General features: G+C 56.8%; 17 protein-coding genes, 1 tRNA gene and 1 pseudogene. 3 read left to right on the top strand and 16 right to left on the bottom strand.

Features of this window, described 5'->3' with window-relative positions:
* Nucleotides 1–221 precede the first annotated feature (221 nt).
* Together SH664x_RS17290 and SH664x_RS17285 are read left to right on the top strand one after the other, a co-directional pair.
* Nucleotides 222–1,577, top strand: coding sequence for an NTP/NDP exchange transporter (locus SH664x_RS17290; protein WP_437203008.1), 1,356 nt, complete (start codon nt 222–224; stop codon nt 1,575–1,577).
* A gap of 752 nt (nt 1,578–2,329) precedes the next feature.
* Nucleotides 2,330–2,403, top strand: a tRNA-Pro gene (locus SH664x_RS17285).
* On the opposite strand, the gene SH664x_RS17280 is transcribed toward SH664x_RS17285, so the two are convergent.
* The 7 genes from SH664x_RS17280 to SH664x_RS17250 all read right to left on the bottom strand — a co-directional run bounded on the left by SH664x_RS17280 (nt 2,385) and on the right by SH664x_RS17250 (nt 12,550).
* The gene (locus SH664x_RS17280; RefSeq protein ID WP_437203007.1) at nt 2,385–3,881 is read right to left on the bottom strand and encodes a recombinase family protein; all 1,497 of its coding nucleotides are present in this window, start codon (nt 3,879–3,881) and stop codon (nt 2,385–2,387) included. The genes SH664x_RS17285 and SH664x_RS17280 overlap by 19 nt on opposite strands.
* Nucleotides 3,882–4,093: 212 nt before the next feature.
* Nucleotides 4,094–5,194, bottom strand: coding sequence for a hypothetical protein (locus tag SH664x_RS17275; protein WP_437203005.1), 1,101 nt, complete (start codon nt 5,192–5,194; stop codon nt 4,094–4,096).
* Nucleotides 5,195–5,955: 761 nt separating this feature from the next.
* A complete protein-coding gene (locus SH664x_RS17270) occupies nt 5,956–6,840 on the bottom strand; it encodes a hypothetical protein (protein WP_437203004.1) in 885 nt (294 codons plus the stop codon).
* Nucleotides 6,841–6,913: 73 nt separating this feature from the next.
* Nucleotides 6,914–7,405, bottom strand: a complete 492-nt coding sequence (locus SH664x_RS17265; RefSeq protein WP_437203002.1) for a hypothetical protein — start codon at nt 7,403–7,405, stop codon at nt 6,914–6,916.
* A gap of 314 nt (nt 7,406–7,719) precedes the next feature.
* The gene (locus SH664x_RS17260) at nt 7,720–8,505 is read right to left on the bottom strand and encodes an RHS repeat domain-containing protein (protein ID WP_437203000.1); all 786 of its coding nucleotides are present in this window, start codon (nt 8,503–8,505) and stop codon (nt 7,720–7,722) included.
* Between the two features lie 59 nt (nt 8,506–8,564).
* The gene (locus tag SH664x_RS17255) at nt 8,565–8,903 is read right to left on the bottom strand and encodes a hypothetical protein (protein ID WP_437202998.1); all 339 of its coding nucleotides are present in this window, start codon (nt 8,901–8,903) and stop codon (nt 8,565–8,567) included.
* Nucleotides 8,904–8,959: 56 nt separating this feature from the next.
* Complete coding sequence (locus SH664x_RS17250; RefSeq protein WP_437202997.1) at nt 8,960–12,550, bottom strand: RHS repeat-associated core domain-containing protein; 3,591 nt, start codon at nt 12,548–12,550, stop codon at nt 8,960–8,962.
* A 1,085-nt stretch (nt 12,551–13,635) separates the two neighbouring features.
* Here SH664x_RS17250 and SH664x_RS17245 point away from each other — a divergent pair.
* Entirely contained in the window at nt 13,636–13,839 is a 204-nt protein-coding gene (locus SH664x_RS17245; RefSeq protein WP_437202995.1) for a hypothetical protein, read from the top strand.
* Here SH664x_RS17245 and SH664x_RS17240 read toward each other — a convergent pair whose 3' ends face one another.
* The 9 genes and pseudogenes from SH664x_RS17240 to SH664x_RS17200 form a co-directional block, all read right to left on the bottom strand.
* Nucleotides 13,840–14,322, bottom strand: coding sequence for a DUF6171 family protein (locus SH664x_RS17240; RefSeq protein ID WP_437202994.1), 483 nt, complete (start codon nt 14,320–14,322; stop codon nt 13,840–13,842). It lies immediately after the preceding gene.
* Between the two features lie 25 nt (nt 14,323–14,347).
* Entirely contained in the window at nt 14,348–14,725 is a 378-nt protein-coding gene (locus tag SH664x_RS17235) for an iron-sulfur cluster assembly scaffold protein (RefSeq protein ID WP_437202992.1), read from the bottom strand.
* The gene (locus SH664x_RS17230) at nt 14,725–15,621 is read right to left on the bottom strand and encodes a tetratricopeptide repeat protein (protein WP_437207257.1); all 897 of its coding nucleotides are present in this window, start codon (nt 15,619–15,621) and stop codon (nt 14,725–14,727) included. The genes SH664x_RS17235 and SH664x_RS17230 overlap by 1 nt, the downstream gene beginning before the upstream one ends.
* Before the next feature lie 3 nt (nt 15,622–15,624).
* A pseudogene (locus SH664x_RS17225) lies at nt 15,625–17,403 on the bottom strand (glycosyltransferase); the annotation flags it as partial.
* Nucleotides 17,291–17,944, bottom strand: coding sequence for a class I SAM-dependent methyltransferase (locus SH664x_RS17220; protein WP_437202990.1), 654 nt, complete (start codon nt 17,942–17,944; stop codon nt 17,291–17,293). The pseudogene SH664x_RS17225 and the gene SH664x_RS17220, both read right to left, overlap by 113 nt.
* Before the next feature lie 421 nt (nt 17,945–18,365).
* Nucleotides 18,366–19,007: a hypothetical protein gene (locus SH664x_RS17215; RefSeq protein WP_437202988.1), complete on the bottom strand. Its 642-nt coding sequence runs from the start codon at nt 19,005–19,007 to the stop codon at nt 18,366–18,368.
* A gap of 1,098 nt (nt 19,008–20,105) precedes the next feature.
* Nucleotides 20,106–20,639: a DMP19 family protein gene (locus SH664x_RS17210; RefSeq protein WP_437202986.1), complete on the bottom strand. Its 534-nt coding sequence runs from the start codon at nt 20,637–20,639 to the stop codon at nt 20,106–20,108.
* A gap of 23 nt (nt 20,640–20,662) precedes the next feature.
* Nucleotides 20,663–22,966 carry an RHS repeat domain-containing protein gene (locus SH664x_RS17205; RefSeq protein ID WP_437202984.1) on the bottom strand — a complete coding sequence of 768 codons (2,304 nt, stop codon included), beginning with the start codon at nt 22,964–22,966 and terminating at the stop codon, nt 20,663–20,665.
* 45 nt (nt 22,967–23,011) lie between these two features.
* Nucleotides 23,012–23,803 (bottom strand): IS5 family transposase, encoded by a 792-nt coding sequence (locus SH664x_RS17200; RefSeq protein ID WP_437202983.1) that lies wholly within the window; start codon nt 23,801–23,803, stop codon nt 23,012–23,014.
* Nucleotides 23,804–24,057 lie beyond the last annotated feature (254 nt).

The raw sequence follows: 24,057 nt of genomic DNA, 5'->3' as shown, positions 1-24,057 counted from the left end.
AAGCGGCTTGATCGGGGGGAACATGAAGTTTCCCCCGTCGATATGGGCAACCGGCTCGTGTTGCTGATGTGCATTTTTGACCAGCGGAAAGTCTCTGTTCCTGGAGACGGTCGACGTTGTTCTCCGTCTCCGGGACCGCTCTCCTGCTGGCTGCTAAAGAGGTCTCCGTGAGACCGCCCCCTCTGCTGCCCTTCCTTTTATTTCCTTCCGTAAGGGACTTCATGACTTCCGTACTGCAGCGATTTGTGAATGTTCGGCGCGAAGAAATTGCACCGCTCCTGGTTTCAGCGTTCTATTTCTTCTGCGTCCTGACGGCATTGATGATCCTGCGGCCGGCGCGCGATGCCCTCGGCATGAAAAGCGGAATGGACAACATTCGCTGGTTGTTTATCGGGACAGCGTTCGTCTCACTGGCGGTGAATCCGGTCTTCAGCTGGCTGGTCAGCCGCTTCAATCGGGTGACGTTTATCACCCTGGCGTATGGCTTCTTTATGGTGAGCCTGATCGGCTTCTACGGATTGCTGACTCGCGCGCCCCAGTCTGTCGGTGAAGCCAGCGGGATGGTCTTTTACGTCTGGTTCAGCGTCTTCAATCTGTTCTGCACGATGATCTTCTGGGCGTTGATGGCGGACCGCTTCACCTTCGAACAAAGCAAACGGCTCTTCGGCACGATTGCCGTCGGGGGAACGCTCGGAGCCATCGCAGGCCCCTGGCTGGCGACCAAACTGGCACCAACCTGGGGAACGCCTGCATTGCTGCTGGTTGCGGCCGGATTTCTGGGAGTTTCCATCGTGACTGCCTGGGTGATCGGCATGATGCAGCCAGAGCGCGACGAGCGGGGGGAAGCGGCTGAACAGGACAGCCGGTCCATCATCGGCGGTAGCGCCTGGGAAGGGATTCGGGCCGTGTTTCGTTCCCGCTACCTGCTGGGGATTTCCGCCTATATGCTCATCCTGTCGGTGATCGCGACCTTCATCTACTTCACCCGTCTGCAGATGGTGGCGGAACTGAAGAAGGAAACGGATGCCCACACGAAGATTCTTGCCGAGATTGACCTGTACACCCAGATCGCGACGCTGGTCCTGCAGCTGGTGGCTGCCGGTCACGTCATGAAGCGATTCGGAGTCTCCGTCGCACTGGCGTTGCTCCCCTTGATGATGGCCGGGGGCTTCCTCGGGCTGGCGATCTTCAGCTCGCTGGGGGTACTGGTGGCTTTGGACGTGATGTTCAAGTCAGTGCAACGGTCGATCATGAGACCGGCCCGCGAAACGTTGTTCACCGTGGTCAGTCGCGCGGACAAGTATAAGTCCAAAGCCTTTACCGACACCTTCGTGTATCGCGGCGGCGATGTGATCGGCGCGCAGACTGAAGCCGTCATCAAGAGCCTCGGAATGGGAATGGTGGGGCTGGCCTCTGTGGCGATTCCGATTACGCTCGTGTGGGGTGTGCTCGGCTTCTGGCTCGGCCGCAAGAGCGGTGCCATTCAGGTTCAGCAGGAACTCGACGCCGCTACGGCACTGCTCCCGGAACCGGACCCCGTCACCGGCGAGGCCCCCGCGATCGTCGCTCCCCGATAGAGACAACGACAGGTCGATCGAGCGAGGATGGTTGCAAGCGGACCGGGTTGGTGGACTTTCTCGCATTCGGTGAGAAAGTCCCGGATCCGGCCTGCCAGGGCATTTTCGCCTTTCGATTGCCCCGCCCTCGCCACGTGGACGTCAGCCTTTCAACCCTCCGAAACACCTGCAGCGCGGGGACTGGAACGAGCAACATGTTCCAGCCAGCCAGTTGGGCAGTTAGAACATGACCTGCGCGCGGACGATATGTCATCCGCCCACAGCAGGAGGCTTATTGGGCTCAATGGCTGGGGATGAGCGATTCCCCGCCAGCTCGTGGGCTGGTCATCTCGGAGTGAATCGACAGGCGTCTGATCGTCGTTGCGATGGAGCTTGCTGTTGCTTCCCGGTGCACAGCAGGCGGACTTGCCGCTCACTCCGCTCGACGCGTGCAATCTCCCGGTAAAGTTATCCGGGGCAAGTCTCGCCGACGACGGCACGACGTGGTCTCCACGCAACGAGGGATCGCCCTGAAATCTCTGGGGACTGACGGTAGGAACTCGTTGGTAGGAGCTCGTTGGAAAGCGGTGTTCCTTCTTGAGTCGCTCGCCACGGAGAGGCGAGAACGGCTCCCGCGTTCCTCGCGGAAGGGGGAGAAATGAGGATGTTGCCTCCCGGGATGGCCGGACGGATTGACAGCATCAATTCGTACGGACTACGATCCGCATTCCTCGCGGTCAGACCCGCATTGGCGGAGGTGGTTGTGAGGAGATCGGGGCGTAGCGCAGCCTGGTAGCGCGCTTGACTGGGGGTCAAGAGGTCGCAAGTTCAAATCTTGTCGTCCCGACTTCTTTCAGAAACGAGCCCTTCGGCGAGAACGTCGAAGGGCTTTCTTATTTCATGGACAAGAGTTACGCCGTCGAGAACAGAGTTCAACCAGACGATTTCAAGCAATCGGCGTTTGGTGGCGTAGTCGGCGGTAAGCCATTTCTCTTTCAGGGTTTGTGAAAGTTCAAACACTTTCACCGCTAATTCGGCTGTTTCGTCCTTCGAGCGGTCCAATACATCCAGTTGCAGTTTGATGGAGGCCATGCGGTCGCGGATTTGCTGGTGCTTCTTGGCAAACAGATCCTGGTCGAGTTCTTCATTCAGCCGCATGTTGATGAGCCGGTCTTGCTGCTTGGAGAGCAGCGTCTGCTGCCGGGTGAGTTCCTGCCGTTGTGCCAGAGCGTCGGCCTGGGCGTCCTTGGTCTGGGAACGCAGCACGACCTTGAACCAGTCCCGGACGGATTCATCCTCGATCTTTATCCTGTCGAACAACGCCAGCACCTGTTGCTCAATGTCGGCTTCTTTGACCCGAACTCGGGGATGATTCTTTTTCGTGTACCGGGTACAGCGGTAGTAGACGTGTTCGTTGATGCCGCCGTCTTTGCGTTTCTTCCGGACCAGTTCGCCGGTGATCGGATGACCGCAGTGGCTGCAGGTCATGAACTGACCGGCGTAGGTCAGCGTCGTGGAATGGTAGACACTGCTACCGAGGAGAGCCTGCACGCGGTCCCAAGTCGCCCGGTCGATCAGCGGTTTGTGCTTGCCGGGATACCAGTTCCCCTTGTACTCCAATTCACCGATGTAGGCTCGATCTTTCAGGATGTTGGCGATCGAACTGCGGGGAAATGTCGGTTGGGACTTCCGCCAGAGACGCCCTTCGCTGTTGATCGTCTCCACCAGACCATCGAGCGTGCAGTTCTCGTAAGCGTAGAGATGGAAGATCCGCTGCACGTTGGCAGCTGGATCAGGATCGACTTCGACGATGCCCCGACCCTCTTTCCGAGCATTCCGGTAGCCGTAAGGCGCCAGACCGACAAACCAGCCGTCCTTGACACGCCTTGCTAAACCCTCCCGGACATCAACCGATTGCTGTTCGGTATAGAAGCTGGCCATATTGGCCAGAGTCCGCCGCATCATGCGACCAGCCGGAGTATTCTCGGTGGGCTGTGAGACGGAGATGAACGGCAGATCGTATTCCGACTCCAGCCGTTCCAGCTCGACATAATCGAACAGGTTCCGGGAGGCTCGGTCCACCTTGTAGAACAGTAGGCCATCCAGGGCGAAAGCGTTTTTCTTGGCGTAGGCGATCAGTTCGCGGAATGATTTCCGCTCTTCGCCTTTGCTGGCGGTTTCCGCAATCTTGAAGAACTTGACGACCTCACCACCCGCCTGCTCGGCATAGCGTTTGAGGGCGTCTTCCTGAACCTCTAGCGAAAACCCTTCGCGTTCCTGTTCCCGGCTGCTGACACGAGCCAAAGCGACGAACTGCTTCATCATCTATTTCCCGGAGAGAGCATCGAAGAGACGACCTGCATTGCGGATCATAGCAATCGCCTCTTCGACCGTCAGGAGTTGAGAGTAATGCGGTTGCCAGGTTTTCAGGGTCTGCTCGACCAGCTCCGGCGTGATCCAGTTCGGCGTCCCAGCAGGAAGGGGAACAGAAGATCTCTCGCTGAGTTGAGTCTTAGGGCAAGGCGCATGGTGATTACTCATGGATCGCCCCCCGCTGGACCAGGGCCTCCTTCGGAGGGAGGTGATGCCCGGAGCAGGTATCCCGGATCAATACCGAGCTTCACGCATTTCTCGAAATAGGCTTCCCGCCACTGGAGATAGAGATGAGTCTGGAGCAATTGGGTCAGATCGTAGAGAGCCGCATCCAGATGCGGATGATGACGTCGAGCCGCAAAGCTGATTAAGCAACCACCGATATGGGAGAGATACCATTCTATGGAAGCAGCGGATTGCGTCCGCTGGCGACTGACCGGAGTGAACGCACCGAAGGTCTTTCCGGCATCGATGACAGCCTGCCACCAGGGTGCGTAAACAGCTCGAGACAGATTCGAGTCATTTCCCTGATGCCGGAACGTGATCCACTTGGTGGTCAAGTCGTGCCAGATGCCGGGCAATGATTCCAGCAGCGATTCACAATCATGAATCTGATATTCTTTAAGAACCGGACGTCGCAGCTGAAACTCAGTCCGCCACACGTCCGCCACTGTCTCGGTCCCCCAAATGTCATTGAACCAGTACTTGGTTCCCCCGTGTCGAATCTCCCGGCCTTTGTCATACAGCCGCATTTGAATGGGGGATTGCCGCGCACCGACGTAGTACGTCTCCAGCCGTTCGCCATCCAGTTCCTGTCGCTGTTTGTTGTCGCGGGGAGAACGGCATTTCTGTAAGTATTCGAGTTGAAATCCACCTGGGACCAAGAGGTCCGCACAGAGATCCAGGCGGCTGGGCTTGACGCCTTGGCACTCCCCGCCCAAGCGTTCAATGATTTCCAGCGGTTCATTCAGACAGCCGGGAATCCACTGGCTCCAGAGCAGGCTGCAATTCAGCGAGAGATAAGCATTGGGAGTGCCGTAGCGCGGGGTCTCTGTATTCGCCAGAAAGAGGTGGAATTCCGGATACTGCAGATGATAAGCATATGAGGGCGGCTTACCGGAAGGCAGAAGCAGGCAGGCTCCGTCGTCTCCAAAGGGAACCCCGCCAGTTCCCGCTGCCCGGAGCTTCCCGTCTGCGAGATCTGAAAATAACGACTGCCCCGCCAAGCTCCAGTCGACATAGAGGCCGACATCCAGCGAATCCACGCCTGCCGCCAGGAACTGCCATTCCTGCGGCTCTGTATAGTGAGCAGGGCATGTTATAGACGATGCCCTGCGAGGACGCCGGGAGCGCTGCGAGCCGGTGGGTCGCGTCCCGTCCTCGCTCACGCTGCGGGCGGGTCCGCTCCCCTCCGGCTCGGACAATGGGGACATCCGGAGACGCGGAGCTTCCGCGCCGGAATGTGGCGGTCGAGGGGTGTTCACGAGGAGAACCTGAGAAGAGTATCAGAGAGATCACGAATCCATCGCGATCAGTCACGGCAAGCATTGCCATCTCTTCATCGTGAACCGTTCAGGCTCCCCCCCTGTCTCACGCTCGCGCCCTGGCACTGCGGTGCTTGATGGGACTTTGCGGACTTGCGTGGTAGGGCCCTACCTGTTGTTGAGATCGGACACGGACAGCAAACTATTTGAGCAGCATTGTGCGAGTTTTCAACGCGTGGTCAAGATTGATTTTGCAGAATGTGTCGGGAATCGGAAGTCTCGTGGACCGAGTTTGGGCAGCCTGGCATTCTCGTCTCTCAGAAGTAGGGGGCTCGCTAGGCATGCCCCCTACTTCGAGGAATGACAAAAGGTTTTAGAGCATTTTGACTTTTAAATGCCCCGTCCTCGCCACGCGGATGTCAGCATTTCACCATACGAAACGCTTGCTGCGCGGGCACTGGAAAGAGCAACCTGCTCGAACTGTGAGATCTCACCGCCCTGGCCGCCACCGGTTTGATCGACGGCGATGAGAGCAGCCTCGATTAAGTCAGCGCCACGGAGCCATTCTTGACCGTGCCGTTGCTGTACTTCACCTTGAACTTCAGCTGGTTGTTGGTCTCGTCGACCCACATGTTGACTTCGTTGTTGTTCAAGTTCGCGTCGGCCGTAGCTGCGGTCGCTGCTCCCACAATCGTCGAACCAGTAGAATGCAACTTCGTTTTCGGAGCGGTCACCCCTAGCCCGATGTTGCCGTTGCACGACAGCGAGACCTGACCGGAATTGTTGATCTCCAGCAGGGCCACTTGCGTTGAGCTGACATAGTGATAGACCAGCAACCGATTAGCTGCTCCGTGCGTGGAAAGTGTCCGCAGGAACATCGTCCGGTCCGCATCACCGGTGCTGGCATTTCTCAACACCAGACCGGCGACCGCCTGACCTGTGGGATAACTTTCGACGAACACACTCATGTTGCTGTTGGTCGAGACGAACCGGGCGGCATCGGCAGAGCCGGTACTGCTGGAGACATGCAACTTATTCCCTGGCGAGGTTGTGCCAATGCCGACATTACCCGCGATACTGCTGTCACCCGTCCCGCTAACGGTGAGCTTGCCAGCCACCTTCACTTCTTCACTGCTCTCCGCGGGGATGAGTTCCAATGCTGTTGATGTGCGGGAATAGAATGACTTCCAGACCGCTGCGCCGACGGATGCGTTCGTGCAGACCCAGGTGACGCCGGTGGAGGTGTTCAGCCACTGGTCATTGACCGCAAAGCCCTGGCTGCTGTCGCTGCCTGTCGTCGGGTTGGAGCCGGACTGATACGGAGCCCGGTCCGCCAGCTCCTTGAAGTTGTCGGTGAGCGCAATGCCCCCGGCTCCGGTGGCACCTTCGACTACATCCAGACCTTTATAGGGAGTCAGCGTCGCCATGGGGAAAGCTCCTGTTGATGAATAAGACGATCGGTTCTACGGAAGTTTATTGACGTGTTATACGTTACGTATCTTAACCGGGATTAATGTATGCTATTTCGGTGATAACTGCCCAGTCACAGCCCCCCGCTCGAAGTCCAAGTAAGTCGATCCCAGAGCCCGAAGCGTGAGCGAGGGTGACTGGAGCACTCGACCATTTCCAATCCGTGGGACGCTCCGTCCGGTCCCCGCGCTCCACCGTCAGTCGCTGCAGCCCATCCACTTCCCCGGCAGCTGGCGGGAACACTTTCGCCTGCCGGGAAACTGGTGACTGGATGGCTGCCGGAATCCGCCGCATTTCGTGAATCGGTTCTTTGCGAGCCAGCAGGAAATGAACCTGTTCCGGCATGAAAACGAACGCCACCAGCTCGACCTGTTCGAAACGGCAGGCTTCGGTCAACGTCCCCGCCAGCCACTTCAGCCAAACTTCATGGGTCAACAGCGGTCGTCGCTGATCGCAGGAGAATGTGAACTCATGCAGGTGGCCCGGTTCGTGAAATCGTTTGAGCTGCTTTCGATGAGGCATACTGTGTGACTTCCGTTGAACGCTGTTGGTTCAGTCATGGCACATCGACACTGGCAGAGCCAGTGGCACACGCTCCGGACCGATCACCCCTCATCAGCCGACAGTGCCACCCCGCCGATTATGCTTTTTGTGGCACGCTAATCCAGCCGCCATAAAGATGGCCGACCAAGAAATAACACCGGATAGATAATCATCAATCAAAACTGAGCCACATGCAAACTCAACAATGATCAGCGTAATCCATACAACAACCAGAAGTAAAGATAAAGTTAAGAATATGTTTCTAAACAAAACATAAAGTCCATTTTTTATGGTTATTTATCACAGCGGCAATCCTTGGCCTCAACGAAACCAGACACAGACGTCTGCCATTGCGCTCTAATGTAAAAATCACCATTAACTATTCCTAGCAATCCCAATGGATTCCAAGGCTCGAAGTCATACAGGTCGTGCATAACCCAGGTGACGGTGCACTTAAATGGCGACTTGCATTTCTTGTTCCCCGATGGGGGCCCCGACTGGCAGTTCGCTCTCCAAAATAAATAGTGTCTTTGCACAAACAGTCTCATGTCGATCTCGGAAAGGCGGGGGAGTATCTCGACTGATCCACCAAACAGAGAACACCACGTCTCTTTGCATTTAGGGAAAGGCTGCGATGGCTTAAGAAAGTCGTGCACGCGGCTCTCGGCTGCCTTTACACCTTCGAGTTGACGATATTCATTCACAAAAGAACCGGGCATGTAATAAATTGGATCGCCAGATCCATAATACCAATCGATGATTCCTTGGTTTCCTATGAACTCGTAAAATCCATTAATTAGCCACGGACCGTAGCCAACCTGCGACTCATTGAGGTAAACATCGTATGTTGGACCTTCAGGGATCGTTGGTCGACCCTGATTGTACGTGCCGGAGTTAAACACTTTGTCGCATTGGGTTCCTAGTGGATCCACTCCCCCCGGCACGAAGTACGCCCGGTATAGATTCAACCCGTCGACGAACCCCAGCGGGTCCACACTCCACCATCTGCCACTGGTCGGTTGATAGATTCTCGCCCGGACGTAGTAGATCCCGGTGTCGGGGTCTTTGTAGTACCCCACCCCGCCGCTTGTAATGGCCGCAAATGCCGGACTCCCCGGCCGGTCGAATCGACCCTGTGTTACTGGCCACTTCCGCGGTCGCGCACTGCAATCAATGCATAAATGAAAACAAAGAATGATGTAAATAAGCCCGCTTTTGCAGCAACAAGAAGTGATACCACAAAGGCAGCACCGCGCCGGTCCTGTCCGACACCAAAAAAACGACCAATCACTCCAAGCTGCTTATGTCCGTCAAGTATAACTAACAGCAATATCGCATAGCATGCAAACGAAACCATCAAGCAGGCTCGTACCGTAAGCAGCTGGCATTTATTCATTATGCCAGCACGGCGACTAGAGAGAAACCACATTCCCACGGAAATCAACATTCCCAATATGTAGTAAATGCAGTATAACATTCTTGTTCATCTTTATTTATAATAAAAGTTAGGTCAGCAATATTAAACTACAACAACTAATCTGGCCGATATGGCTCAATTCCTGCTTCCGCGAAGCATTCGCGATTCAACTGATTGCCACATCGGAGCTCATGTGTTAGCAGCGCGTCATCGCACACATATTTGTCGCAAATAAGTTTTGCGAATCCGAATATTGTACATGTGCTGACGCAAACGACAAAGCTTACCACTTCCGCATAGGCAAGCCATCCGCAAACCCCGGCGCATGTAACTTCAACCAGAAGCGATGGCCCATGCGCTTCTCCCATGCACGCCGCATAAAATGCAATGTTGCGACCATTGCATCGAACATAGTTTCCCATGGCGTCGGGACACTTGTCTGTGTCGCCAATAAACTTGTACCCAGAAGGATCCGTCCCATCGGGCACAAAGTACGCCACGTACAGATTTGGCCCATCAGCGAATAGGAACGGATCAGGCTGTGTCCAGCGGCCGGTGGGAGCGTCGTAGTCTCGCTGGCGGACGTAGTAATCGTCCGTGTCGGTGTTATATCGATAGCCGACGGAGCCGATCCACAGAAACGAATTGAGACTACTTCCGGTGTGTTCCAGAATCTCTCCCCAAGCATCATACGCATAGGTGTCAGTAACATTCTGGCTGATATCGGTCAGTTGAATGGTACTGCCGAGGGCGTCTTGGTGGTGCCAGCTCGTTGCTGAGCCTCTATGCTGGCTGATCAGATTGCCGTACATGGAGGGTTCCTGCGTGTAGACCGCGACGGTGGCGTTACTGCCGTTCAGGTCCACCAGGTAGGCTTGATTGTCATAGAGAAACTTCGTCGTGCCGGTACTGTCCTCCAGTTTGATGCGTAATCCGTTCGGGTCATAGGCCATTGTGTTTCGAATCCCCAACGGCAACTGCTTGAGAACTGGCCGGTTCTCATAGTCCCAGGTGGTGGTCGTCCGTTCCTCGGTTGGGGTGAGAATGAGTGTCTGGTTGCCGTTGGCGTCAAACGTGTACGTCGTCCGGCCGCTACTATTGATTGCATAAACGATCTGGTTGGCGTCGTCGTAAGTCGTGGTGGTGCGGTCACCGTTCTTAATGGCCAGGGTCCGGTTGCGGACGGAATCGTACACGTACTCATTGTCATAAGCTGCGCCCGCAGCGGTGGCGGGGAACGCGTTCCACTGATCGGCGGTGAACGCGTCCCAGTCGTTGGCCGTGAATGTTTCCCACGAACCTCCCGTGCTGCCGCTGCGCTGTTCGCGGGTCAGTTGATAAATGGCGTCATAAGAGTAAGTCGTCACCACGCCATTCGCATCTTCAATGCGGGTGCGGTGACCGGCAGCATCATATTGATAAGCATAGCTGCTGATGGTCGTGCTCTCGGATTTCAGATTCGCAAGTCGTGTGAGCTGATTGGCAGCGTTGTACGTATACGACGCCCGCGTGCCGTTCGAGAGGAGCTTCACCGTTCTTCTGTCGGCGACGTCATAGCTGAAGCTGGTCCGATTCCCTTGGGGATTCTGCAACGCGGCAAGCCGTTGGTTGGCATCATAGCTGTATGTAAACCGGCCACCGTCGGGGTCGATTGTTCTGGACCGGTTCCCGACCGCGTCGTAGCTGTAGGCGATAAGCTTGCTGGCACCCATATCAGTCGTCACCGAAGATTTTCTGCTCAGGGCATCATACGCCAGCGTGGTGCGGATGTCACCATTTTCTGACAGCACCCGGTTGCCGAGGATGTCGTACGCGAACGTCGTCCGGGTGCCGTTGGGGTACCGGCGGGTCAGTTCCTGGCCGTTGGCGTTGTAGGTATAGGACGTGCGGAGCCCCCGGGCATCGATGCGCACGGTGCGCTGTCCGGCAGCATCGTAAAGGAATGTCGTTCGACGATTCAGTGGATCGATGATCTGTGTCCGCTGGCCGTCGGCATCATAGGTATAAGTGTACCGCCGGCCGAGCGCGTTTTCCATTGCGATCTCCTGCCCGGCTGCGTCGTAGACCGTCGTCGTGCGGTGGCCGAGGGCATTGATTTGGGCGATCGGCTGGCTGGCAGTGTCGTAGACCGTGGTGGTGCGGTGGTTCAGCGCATCGACGGTGGCGATCACCTGGCTGTCGGCGTTGTAGATGGTCGTCGTGCGATGGCCGAGTGGATCTTCGACAGCGATTGTTCGCAGCGAGGAGTCATAAACATAGCTGGTGCGGAACCCGAGGGGATTAATCGTCGCTGTCGGCTGATCCACGCCGTTATAAATGGTGGTCGAGACCGCTCCCAGTGGATTGATTGTCTCGATCGGTCGACCGGCAGCATCGTAGACCGTGGTGCTGACCTGATTCAGCGCGTTGGTCGTGGCGATCCGCTCGCCGTTGAGATTATAGGTATAGCTGGTCCGCTGGTTGAACGGATCGATATTCGCTGTCAGGCGGGCATAACTGTAGACGTTGGTGGTGCGATAGCCCGCGGGGTTGATCTCGGCCAGTTGGCGGCACCCGGCATCGTACAGGTAGCTGGTGCGGGCCCCCGTGGGAGCGACATTGGCGAGGATGCGGTTGGACAGGTCGTACAGCACGGTCGTGCGGCGGCTGAGCGGATCTTCGGTCAGGACCCGCTGGCCGTTGACATAGCTGTAACTGGTGCGGTTTCCCAGGGGGTCGATCGTGGTGATCAGCTGGGCGAGCGAATCGTAGAGCATCGTGGTGCGGCGATTAAGCGGATCAATGATCGTCTCGTTGAGCCCCATGTTGTTGTAGAGGTACGAGGTGCGGGCATTGAGCGGGTTGACCTCGGCAATGATGCGGCCGTCGACGTTGCGGACCAGCGTGGTGCGAGCACCGGTGGGGGTCACGGTGGCGATGTGGTACTCATCGTTATCGTAGACGTAGGTCGTGCGGCCGGCGGGAGTGTGCTCGACTTCCAGCCAGCGAACGTTCTGTGAGAAGGTTTTATAGGTGTAGGTCGTGCGTCCGCCGACGGGAGGGATGCGGACGGTCATGAGTTGCCGGTCGTAGACGTACGTACTGCGGTTGCCGAGCGGATCGATTTCACCGACGAGATTGCGGTAGAGGTCGTAGATCTGGGTGGTGACCTGCCCGAGCGGTTTGGTGATGGTGGTGATCTCACCGGAAACATAGGTGAAAGTGGTGATGCCGCCGTCCGGAGCCTGCTCCCGAATCACAGCTCCAATTCCATTATAAGCATAGCTGGTCCGCAAGCCGTCTGGAGCAATGGCAGCCAGGATCCGATTGTTGCCGTCGTAGCGGAACTCTGTTTGGCACAATTCAGGCGTGGTCGCTGAGAGCAGCAGCCCTCCCGGGCTATAGCTGTATGTGGTGCGACGATTATACGGATCTTCAAAGGATTTCTGGTTCCCATTGCCGTCGTAGAGGATCGTATTACGTCGGCTGAACGGATCGGTGATATAGGTCACGCCGGGGTCGCGGGTGATGGTCCAGATGTACAACCCGGGAGTCGCAAGCAATCGTTGTCCGCCCCCACTTCCATCCTTACAGGCTTTTTTGATTCGATAAACTCTTCCCGTCGAGTCAGGGCCAACGGCTTCGTAATCGTATTCTGTCCCGTCATCATCCGTTTCCGTGAACGTATCGTCTCCATTTTTCTGGAATTTAGAGGTATTGCTTCCCACGGATTTATACTTTCCGCCGTCGTCCGGGCAAACATAGTAATGGATTGCACCGTCACATTTATATACGGAAGCTGTCTCACACTCTTGGTAGATTCTGACATACTCGCTAGGCAGACTGATTATGGCTGTCCCCATGTTGGGGCCGCTGGCGGAACTGGGACCTCCCTCCGCATTGCCGGTGCCGGACGACGGGGTTGGCAGCGTCCCCCCAACGGTTCCCTGGCTGGGATCTGGCTGCGTGCATCTGCCGCCACTACAGCTTCCTCCGCCACCTCCGCATCCGCAACAGTTAATTTCAATGGTACAGGTTTCAGACACAGGCACAGGGATAGGTGTGGAGCACTGTCCGGGGCGGTTTTTGCCAAAGCACTCTTCGAGAAAGGTGGCTTCGTCGGGTGGAGAGAGGTTTAGGGTCCCCGAGACACCGGAGACATCGCAGTAGATGAAGCTGCCAAGCTCCGTCAACTTGATGCTAGAGGCTCCAATAAATTCATCGAGTGTCAAATCTGCCCACAGACTAATTCTGTCTGAGTCATTATTTATACTGACACCTGCAAAAACAGAAACTATGCATCTGTCGGCATAGAACAATATAAAGGCGTACGCGTCTAATGGCTGCGGTAATGGGTGGTGGCAGTATACAACTGTTTCACTGGGCATCTCCCATGTGCACTCGTCTTCCAGTTTACCTAAGGCATATGAACGATTGAATTGATAACACCCATCACAGAAGTCGTCAGCGACTCCTTGGACTTCAAGTGATGCAGGCCCCATGCTGTCGCATGTACACGCAGCGCAGGCTGCTAGTGTCGCGTAGTCTGCAAGTTCACCCTTCAGAGGAATTACTTCTAATAATTCAGGCCAACTGGCGCTGTGCTTTCTCGGAAAATTCGATTGCTGCCATAAACTGCCAGTGTGCAGCGTGACTGAAATTGGGCTGGATTCTAGTGAGACGTCACTTGCTTTCCACGTGGCTGTGCCCTGCTCGCCAATTAATCTCAAGGTGAAATCTGATTTCATGTCTCGTTTTGTAAAGTCCGCAATTAGGTATCTATAACCACAGCCGGAATCGAGTTCAGAAATCCATGTTGCTCGTCGATTTGACGTCGATTTTAGTTCAAGAATGTAGTCGCCCTGAAGAAGGTGTGAGTCTGGATGTTCAGATAAGTGAATGGCAGGAAAGGTTACTTGGAGGTATCTTGGGTGGCGATTTAATGCAATGGTATGACTTGTTTGCATTATTTGCTCCAAACATAAAAGATAAAGAACTGTCTAGGTCCAAAGGATGATTACTGTCTGTTATTGGTTTGGTAGGTTGTTGCCCATCTCCCCACTGGGCAGTGAAACGCTTTTCCCTGGGCCTTGACCGCCAGGTGGCAGCCGCATTTCAGGCAGCGGCTGCCGTGGCGGAGCTCGCAGGTGTCACAGATCTCCAAGCGTTGTTGATACTCTTCGGGGCTGACCGTCCGGGCGCCGTCCGCAATAAACGATGCCAGCGAACTGGCCAGATTCCAGCCTTGCTGCAACAGAGACGGGAACCGTGCGGGAGCAGCCTGTTCACGGTTGAGGGCGGCTGGTGGAGGGATTTTTCCCAGTGTCTCCAGGTCCCGCGGCTGGGGACAGGGGACTTCCCGCATACTGCACCGACGACAGATCTCGGCGGAGACTCGTTGACCGGGAGCCCGCACCTGCGTGTGCCGACAGAGGAACGTCGTCGGGTCGGGGGTCGAGACCCGCAGGTTGCACGATGGGAGGGATTGGTCATTGGTCATTGAGGGAGGAGTTAGGAAATAGGAGTTAGGAGTTCGCCAGGGTGAATTCAGGGGTGAATGCCTGTTGCAACGCTTGAACTGCACTGACGGTACAATGCTGTTTATCCAGAGGCAGGCCGCCGAGGAGGTCGGCCAACTGTGCAGCCGTCATTGCGGCGCTCTCTTTCACCGACTTGCCGATCAGCCATTCCGTCAGCACCGATCCGCTGGCGATCGTCGCTCCGCAGGCGTTGCAGTCGAACGTGGCCGCAGCGATCTTGTGATCCTCCACTTTCAGATTGAGCACAAAGAACGGGCCGGCCCCGGGCGTGCCGACAACGCCGAGGTGTGTTTTGTCCGGGAGCGGCCCCCGGTTCCGGGGCTCCTGAAAATGTTCCATCACAATGCTGGTAAATCGGGACATCACAGCATCTCCAACGGGGTGAATTCGACAGCACTCGCGGATGCGGGAAGATTAAAAGCACTCGCTGACGCTTCGTGCTCTGGGAATGACGCTGCGTGCTCGGATGGGGGCGCGGGAGATTCGGAGTGCGGGGCGCACTTCCGGGCGAGTCGTTTGCGTCCTTCCCTTGCCGGTGCATAGTCGGGGTGTTGATCCAGGATCATTTGCCACTGCATCTCAGCCTCGTCGAGTTGACCCAAGTCTTCATACACGACTGCTAAGTTATGCCGGGCTTTGTAGTCGGTGATCCCCACGTCGACGCTGGAGAACTGCCGCTCCACCGGTTCATTTAAGATGCGTAAGTAGGTTTGCTTCGCTGCGTGTAGCCTTCCGAACTGGTGCAGCAGCATGGCTCGGCGGAACAACAGTTCCTTGTCGTCGGGAAAGAGCTGCAGGCCCTGTTCGCTGGCAGTCCAGGCCTCTTCAAATCGTCGGGCCTGCATCAGGCTTCCCAGCAGCAGGGCATACGCCTTGCGGACGTGGGAATCCTGCGGGGGCGAGACCTCCAGGCAGCACTGCAGGTAATTAATAGCTTGCGCATGGTCGCCCGCGTCAGCGTGAGTCATTCCCAGGTTAAACAGTGTAAACGGATGCTCGGGGCGGTCGGCCAGCTCCAGCTCGAGCAGCCGGAAGTCACGCGCCAGCTTCTTCGCATGCACCTCGGGAGTATGTTCGGCTCCCGAGTGGACCACATAAATCTCAGTCCAGCCGACATCGCCCCCTGCTCGACGGATCGAGGGCAGCACCTGCTCATGAATGCGGAACTCGAACTCCAGCTCGGGAAGATTGCGAATCAGCTTGACGTGATCGACCACGGTCACGTCCTGAGCTTCCCTTCCCGGGCAATGCACCTGCATCACATAACCGAGGATCTGGTCAGGATGCGGACCCTGCACCAGTTCGCGCAGCTTGCGGCCGCAGTCGGCGGGGATGGTGTCGTCCGAGTCCATCCAGAACAGCCATGCGCCGCGGGCATGGGAGAGCGAGATGTTACGGGCAGCGGCAAAGCTGTCCGGCCAGGGGAACTGAAACACCCGCGCTCCCAGTTCGGCGCAGATCTCAGGCGTGCGATCCGTCGAGCCGGTATCGACGACCACGATTTCATCGACCCAGGGACGAATCGATTCCAGACAGGGGCCGATGGTCCGTTCGTTGTCCCGCACAATCAGGCAAACGGAGAGCTGGATCGGGTTCGGCTCCAGCTGCAGACTGCCGTCGTCCGCCTGGCCGAGGATGAACGGGGGACGGGGGTGACGAACGAGAGAATTTTGAACCACGGAAGGGACGGAAACGACTGCAGAAAAAAGTGGCACCGCAGAGGGGGATGGAGACTTCTCATTAACCGCGGCATGATGCCCGCGCGTCGTCTCTGCGTTCCTCCATGTTTCAGGTTTTGTTTTCTGGGAACGTTCATCAGCGGACTGATGTCCACCGCTCGCCGGGAGAAATCCCGCCGTCACATTCCCAGTTTTCCGTGGTTCTCCTCCCTCTCCAGCACGCGCGGGTGCGGGAAGATTAAAAGCACTCGCTGACGCTTCGTGCTCTGAAAGTGACGTTGCGTGCTCGGAATGAGAACCGTTCCACTTCTGTTTATAGAGCTGCTGGTTCTTGCGGAGCACAGAGACGAAGTCGACATCACTGCCCCGGAACGTCACGCTGCCGAAGTGGTGCACGAACGCGCCGCGAGCGATCACCGCCCGCTGTCCCGCTGCCAGCGCGCGGCGGCAGAAGTCATCATCTTCAAAGTTGCCGATCCCGAACCGCTCATCGAACCCGCCAATGCTGTCGATCACGCTGCGGCGGATCAGCAGACAGAACCCCACCAGCCGGTCGGTGGCGACCAGCTCATGACCATGCTGTTGTCCCCACTCCCAGGCGAATCCGTCCAGGTCTGCCAGCTGTTGGTAAGCGACGGCAATCTGCTGCTCACCGCTGATGCAGTTCGTCACCGGACCGACGAGGCCAATTCTTTCATCGAACTGGAGCACATCGAGCAGCCGCTGCAGCCAGCCGGTAGTCACCAGCGTGTCATTGTTGAGCAGCAGGATCTGCTCACCCCGCGCAGCGGCAATCCCCTGGTTCACCGCTGCCGGGAACCCGCAGTTGTCTGCATTGAGAATCAGCGCGTCGATCCCTGCCTGCTTCAGGAACTCCGGTGTCCCGTCGGTCGAGCCGTTATCGACCACGATCAGCTCATACGGTTCATTAGTCCGCTGTCGAAGGCTGTTCAAACAGCCCTGCGTATAGGCCCACTGGTTGTGCGTCACCAGAATGATCGAGGTCAGCCCGGAGGGGCGCTCGGTCCGGGGCCGCGAACGTGTCAGATATTGATAGGCGAAGAACTCGGCGGTTTCCTCCTGTGAGGCTGTGGTCATCGTCAGCGCGCCGATGCGGATCTGCTGCGGCTGCCCCTGTTGCTGCCATTCCTGATAGCCGTCACCGGGCACCATCCGCAACTCCTCAACCGCGAACCCGGTGCGGTACAGCAGCTTCTCGATCTCGCGGCGGGTGAAGAACCGGACGTGATCATCGTCCAGCAGTCCGGCTGATTCGTAGGTCCAGTTCCCCGCTAAAAGGGATTGCACCACGCTGTGATGGCGAACGTTCGGCAGACTGATGACCAGACAACCTTCCGGCGTGAGCCACTCGCGGATCTGCCGCAGCAGAGTCTCCGGCGAGCGCAGATGCTCCAGCACATTCTGCACAGATCACACAGTCGAACGAGCTTGTTTCGAACGGCAGTGGGTCTTGTTCGAGATGCCGCTCGTACACTGCGTCCAATGACTGTCGGGCCTGTGCAGCCGCTTTGGGGTTCAGTTCGATACCGGTGACATGGGCTCCCTGTCGTCGCTGGAGGGCTGCCCCCAATCGGCCGGAACCGCAACCGATGTCCAGCACCCGCTGCGCTGTCGATGGCACCAGCTCCAGCACATCTGGACGGTCATGCTCGAAGTACGTGGCGGATTTGACGAGCGGCTGCAGCGAAGAATTTTTGGAAGCAGAGGAGCTCTGCACAGGAGAACGTTCATGACGCTGAATGATTACCTGACCGTTCTGCACCACCTGGTCGAGATCCCACGTATCGAGCAACCACTGCTGCCAGCGGTCCACGTCCAGCCGACGTTCCCGATAACCCGGCAATGTTGGTGTGGCTGGGTAGTGGTCGATGGAGATCGACATCTCCTGGGCCACCCGCTGGCCCGCTCGCTGCAACTGGAGACAGAAGTCGTAATGCTCCCCCCCCACCCCTCCCCGCCAGTGGCAGGTGTCAAATATCTCCCGTCGAACGCTGTTGGTTCAGTCATTGCACATCGGCACTGGCAGAGCCAGTGGCACACGCTCCGGACCAATCACCCCTCACCAGCCGACAGTGCCACCCCGCCCACTGGGCTTGAGCACCACCGTCTGGATGCCGTCGGCATCGAACGTGTAGGTCGTTGAACGATTCAGCGGACTCTGGGTCCGCGAAACAAGACTTGAAAGCAGGTTGCCAAAGAACAGTTTTCACGACAATCCATCAAGGCGAACGGAAATTGAAATAGCCGCTGCCCTGACGCTCGAACAGCACGGCTCGCAGAGCCGTGGCACCCAAAATCCTTACTCACTCAACCCGGGCACCCGGCGTTGAGCTGACATAGTGTAAGACCAGCAGCCGGTTGGCAGCTCCGTGCGTCGAGAGCGTCCGCAGGAACATCGTCCGATCGGCATCACCGGTGCTGGCATTTCTCAGCACCAGGCCGGCGACCGCCTGGCCTGTGGGATAACTTTCAATATACACGCTCATATTGCTGTTGGTCGAGACGAACCGGGCGGCATCGGCGGAACCGGTGCTGCTGGAGACATGCAGCTTGTTGCCCGGCGAAGTCGTGCCGATACCGACATTGCCAGCGATGCTGCTGTCTCCCGTGCCAGTGACGGTCAGTTTACCCGCCACTGTCACCTCTTCGCTGCTTTCCGCGGGAATGAGGTTCAGTGAGGTCGACGAACGGGAGTAGAACGACTTCCACACTGCTGCTCCGACGGAGGCATTTGTACAGACCCAGGTGACGCCGGTGGAGGTGTTCAACCACTGGTCATTGACGGCAAAGCCCTGACTGCTGTCACTGCCGGTGGTCGGGTTGGAGCCCGATTGATACGGAGCCCGGTCCGCCAGCTCTTTAAAGTTATCGGTGAGGGCGATGCCCCCTGCTCCGGTGGCACCTTCCACAACATCCAGACCTTTGTAGGGAGTCAGCGTCGCCATGGGTCAAGCTCCTGAGGGGGTTAAATCGAGTCTTGAAATGAAGATTGTTTAGCTGCACGCTTCACGTGTGCAGACGTTGCTCTCAAAGTGTGCCACTGGCTGTGGCAGTGCCGATGGAAGGAAGGCTCTGAATGTGCTTCCGAAGGCTGTGGATGCTCGGCAAGTCGGGGTCATCTGGTTCCGATTCAGGTCGCAGATGGAACCGGGCTGATGACCATTTCCAGTCGATCGCTCTCTCACACAGCCCTCGTTTGCAGGGGTTGTTGTGAATGTTGTCAATGCTGAGGCTGCCGGAGCCTCTGCCGAGAAGAGATTCCGGTCAGACCCTGCTCCTGCCTGCCAGAACCGAAAGCAGGTCTTCCCTGGCCGCTCCTGAATCGTCAGTTCATGGAGTCACGCCGAGTTGCTTCGTTCGAGTTGAGATTTGACCTGCTTGGAAAACGGTTGCTTGATCCGGGTCGGGAATTTCCCCAACTGAGGGTCGGGAGTCCGGGGATTGACCAGGAAATGAACATGTTCCGGCATAAAACGAACGCCACCAGGTCGACCTGTTCGAAACGGCAGGCTTCGGTCAACGTTCCCGCCCGCCACTTCAGCCCAACTTCATTGGTCAACAGCGGTCGTCGCTGATCGCAGGAGAATGTGAACCCATGCAGGTGGCCCGGTTCGTGAAATCGTTTGCGCTGCTTCCGATGACGCATACTGCGTGACTCCCGTCGAACGCTGTTGGTTCAGTCTCCGAACATCGGCGCTGGCAGAGCCAGTGGCACCCCCTCCGAATCGAATATCCCTCACCAGCCGACAGTGCCACCCCGCCCACTGGGCTTGAGCACCACCGTCTGGATGCCGTCGGCATCGAACGTGTAGGTCGTGGAACGATTCAGCGGACTCTGGGTCCGCGAAACAAGACTTGAAAGCAGGTTGCCAAAGAACAGTTTTCACGACAATCCATCAAGGCGAACGGAAATTGAAATAGCCGCTGCCCTGACGCTCGAACAGCACGGCTCACAGAGCCGTGGCACCCAAAATCCTCACTCACTCAACCCGGGCACCCGGCACTCAATTCTCGCTCAACCGGAGCACCCGGCCGTTACTACACTACGGGGAGGATTGCTCAGAATCGAACTCAGGCAAGCCGAAGTTGTCGTCAACATTTGAAATCTTTCGGTACCATTCCATAAACTTTATGTCAATACACTCTTCTGGATCAAAAAACAGATTTCCCATAGTGTTGTCAATGTCTCTTATTCGAGTCAGTCCATATTCATGCAGAATATCCTGGGATGCCTTCGGGCTTCGCGGTTGATTTAGTTCGTCGAGCAACATCCCAAACTGGCGCAGGCAAGTCGCGTATTTTGGCGCCCCAATGTCTTCACACGCCGCGACGGTTTCTTCGAAAAAGTGCCCCCAAGTTTGACCGATCCATGCCACCAATCCGTCAATAAGTACATCTTGCATGAGCCCAAATATTAAAACTGCATATCGTTCCGCGGAAGAACATCTTGAGAAAAACTCCGCTGACATTCCTGGTTTATGCGGATCGACGTCCCAGTTCACTTTGTCAATTCCGGAGCGGGCAATTCGCTTTACATTGCGTGAAAATACTTTTCGTTCCTCATTCGTGTATGGCATTGTAAACCCGAGAAGGGAAAGGATTAAAAAAAATTTGGCCCGTCCCAGTAGGTTGTACTTCCTGGCTGGCTGATTGCTATCGCACCCACAATTATGCATGCTCCTGCCATATCTCCAAATGGAAGTGTAAGGTCCGAGCATGCCGCTATTCCTGCGATTGTAATCACGCCTACTCCCACTCCACAGGCAGCTGCTATGGATTCCCTTGATGGCGGTGCCCCAATTGGTCGAAAATGTGGCTGTGGCTGTGGCTGTGGCTGTGGCTGTGGGGGAGGGGGAGGAGCGCACATGTTATTGATAACATTATTGAGGAAGTCCAAGTTCGACGGACCGGTATGATCTCCACGATAGGGTCCAATGTGTGGAAACGGGACCGGACCGATATTTCCAGGCCTCATTTTTAATTCCGATGTCGCTTGGTATATCAGCGATCTGATGCCTTTCAATGCGGAGCAACAGTCTGGAGCGTTGTCGTATATTGCATCTACTTGGTCAATGTACGTTCCACCACCTAGTTTGTGGTGGACGGTGTGATGTTCAGATCCAATCCCCCAGCCAGGGTCATATCGTGTCGTAAATTGATTGACGAAGTCCTGCACCTCTTGAGCATTAGACCACCCACACAGCTTGCGCAGCTTCTCGAGTTGTCGTGGGTTTTGGGGAAACCAGTGGTGATCCCAGGGCGCCAACCCCGTGGGATCAATCCATTGAGGCACAAAATGTCCCGCGTACAGATTCATGCCATCGACGAACCCAAGCGGGTCCACGCTCCACCATCTTCCGATCGTCGGCTGGTAGATTCTCGCCCGGACGTAGTAGATCCCGGTGTCGGGGTCTTTGTAGTAGCCCACGCCGCCGATCCATTCGAACGGTGTCGGCGTATTGCCCGTGCGGACCAGCACGTCTCCCCAGGCATCGTACTCGAACGTATCGGTGATGTTCTGGCCGACGTCGGTTAGTTCGGTGGTGCTGCCGAGAACATCCTGCTGATACCAGCGCGGGGTCCAGATTCCGCCGGCCAGCCGATATTCGCTCAGCAGGTTGCCGTAAGTGGCAGGCTCCTGCGTGTAGGCGCACTGCAGCACATTCCCCGCATCGGTTTCCAGCAGATACGCCTGGCCGTCGTAGATAAACTTCTTCGTCCCGGTGCTGTCGTCCAGTCGGACTCGCAGCCCGTCGGGATCGTAGGCCATGGTGTTGCGTAAGCCGCTGGGCAGCTGAATGAGCGTGGACTTGTTCTCGTAGTCCCAGGTGGTCGTGGTCCGTTCGCCGCTGGGCTTGAGCACCACCGTCTGGTTCCCGTCAGCATCGAACGTATAGGTCGTGGTCCCTGTGCCATCGATGCTGCTGATGGTCTGATTGGCCGCATCGAATGTCGACGTCGTGCGGGCGCCGTTGGCATTCTTCACCAGCCGGTTGCCCGCTGCATCGTAGGTGAATGTATTCCGGAAACTACCCGGCGAGCTTCCGTCTATCCCAAACAAGTTCCACTGATCAGCTGTGAAGGCATCCCATTGATCAGCGGTGAATGGAGCCCAACCCGGTTCTGTCGCAGTTCCGGTTCGATGCTCTTCCGTGAGCCGATACGTCCTGTCGTAGCTCCAGGTCGTCACGGTGCCGCTGGCGGTGAGAATCTGCGTGCGGTTCCCGGCCTTGTCGTATTGATAGCTGAATCCAGAGATCGTGTCACCGGTCGATTTGCGGTTCGAGATTCCGGTCAACTGGCTGGCAGCATCATAGCTATAGGTGGCGCGGGTACCGTTGGCCAGTTGCTTCAATGTACGGCGACTTGCGTTGTCGTAAGCGAATGACGTGCGGCCGTTCTGGGGATTACGGACCACAGTCAGCTGCTGGTTCGCATCGTAAGAGTAGGTGAACACGCCGGCACCGGCAGCTTGCAGTTGTCGCCGCTGGCCAGCCGCTTGGTAGCTGTAGGTCAGAATCGCTCCGCTCGGCTGGGTCACCGACCGCTTGCGGTTCAGCTCATCGTAGGTCGTGGTATAGCGACCGGTGGCATTGGCCATGACTGTTCTCGCTCCCAGTGCATTGTACACAAACGTGGAGCGGGAGCCATCGGGATATTGCCGCTGGGTCACGCGATGGCCTGCATCGTAGACATACGTGGTGAGATTTCCCCGAGCATCGCGGCGGGTCTGCAGGTTGCCGTCGGCATTGTACGTGGAAGTAATGCGGCGGTTCAGCGGATCGATTTGCTGGATTTGTTGCTCCGCCAGATCATAAGTGAGCGAGTAGCGTTTGTTGAGTTCATTGATCTGGGCGATCGACTGACCAGCGGCATCGTAAACGGTGGAGGTGCGGTTCCCCAAGGCATTGATCTGCGCCCGAGGACGGCTGAGAACGTGTTTGAAAAATCAGTTTTGAAGCCGAGTGAGGCGTTTGCTCATCAGGTTGATCATGGCGATGTCGGTCACCGTTTCACTCGACTCGGGTGTTCGTTCGTAGTCTCGGGAGTGTCGTCGATAGCGGGCCAGCCAGGCGAAGGTCCGCTCCACAACCCACCTTTTCGGCAAGACCACTAACTTCTTTTGCCCAACTGGCCTGAGGACAACCTGCAAGACCCAACCGAATGTCTGCCGAACCCACTTTGGCAGTTCCTTACGCCCATAGGCTGAGTCGGCAAATAAAACCTTCAATCTGGGACAGACCTGCCTCAACTTCATCAACAGAAAGCAGGCTCCGTCGTGATCCTGCCAGTACGCTCCGTGCACGACCAAGGCCACGATCAGGCCCAGCGTGTCGACGGCAATGTGCCGCTTGCGACCTGTGATTTGCTTGGCCCCATCGTATCCCCGCTCGAATCCCCCTTCTGCGGTCCGCACGGACTGACTGTCCAGAATCGCCACGCTGGGACGTTTTTTCTTTCCCCAAGCCCGGCGGAGCTGTTCCCTCAGGTGCCGGTGAATTTGTTCCCAGAGACCACTGCGAACCCATGGTCGGTAAATGCCATAGACCGTACTCCAGTTGGGAAAATCGCCAAGGAGCAATCTCCATTGGCAACCGGTTCTGACCACGTACCAGATGGCATCCAAAACCCACCGCCGATCGATGGGAGGACGCCCCCGACGGGAAGGTTGGGGAAGGTATTTCCGGATCAGTTGCCACTGCTCATCCGAGAGATTGCTGGAATACTTCGTCCTCAACACGCCTGCGGCTCCTTCCTGGGATTGCCAAGATGTTCGCAAGGGAGCAGTAGCCGTTTTTTCAATTCATCGCAATTTCATAACACGTTCTAAGAGAGAATCCAGGCGGATCGTTTTGGTCACGATGCCGTATTGAGGCTGGTCAGGATGGCCAGGAAGTTTGATATATGCGGTGTCGGAGTGTCCTCCGCTGAGTGTCACTGTGCTTCTGTTCTTCATGATTCCACTACGTCATTGTGGGCTGAATCTTTGCGAAG

The organism is Planctomicrobium aquicomposti, assembly GCF_051466325.1.
Classification (GTDB): domain Bacteria; phylum Planctomycetota; class Planctomycetia; order Planctomycetales; family Planctomycetaceae; genus Planctomicrobium.
The sequence above is the reverse complement of the archived record's forward strand: the minus strand, read 5'-3'. Positions and strand labels throughout refer to the sequence as shown.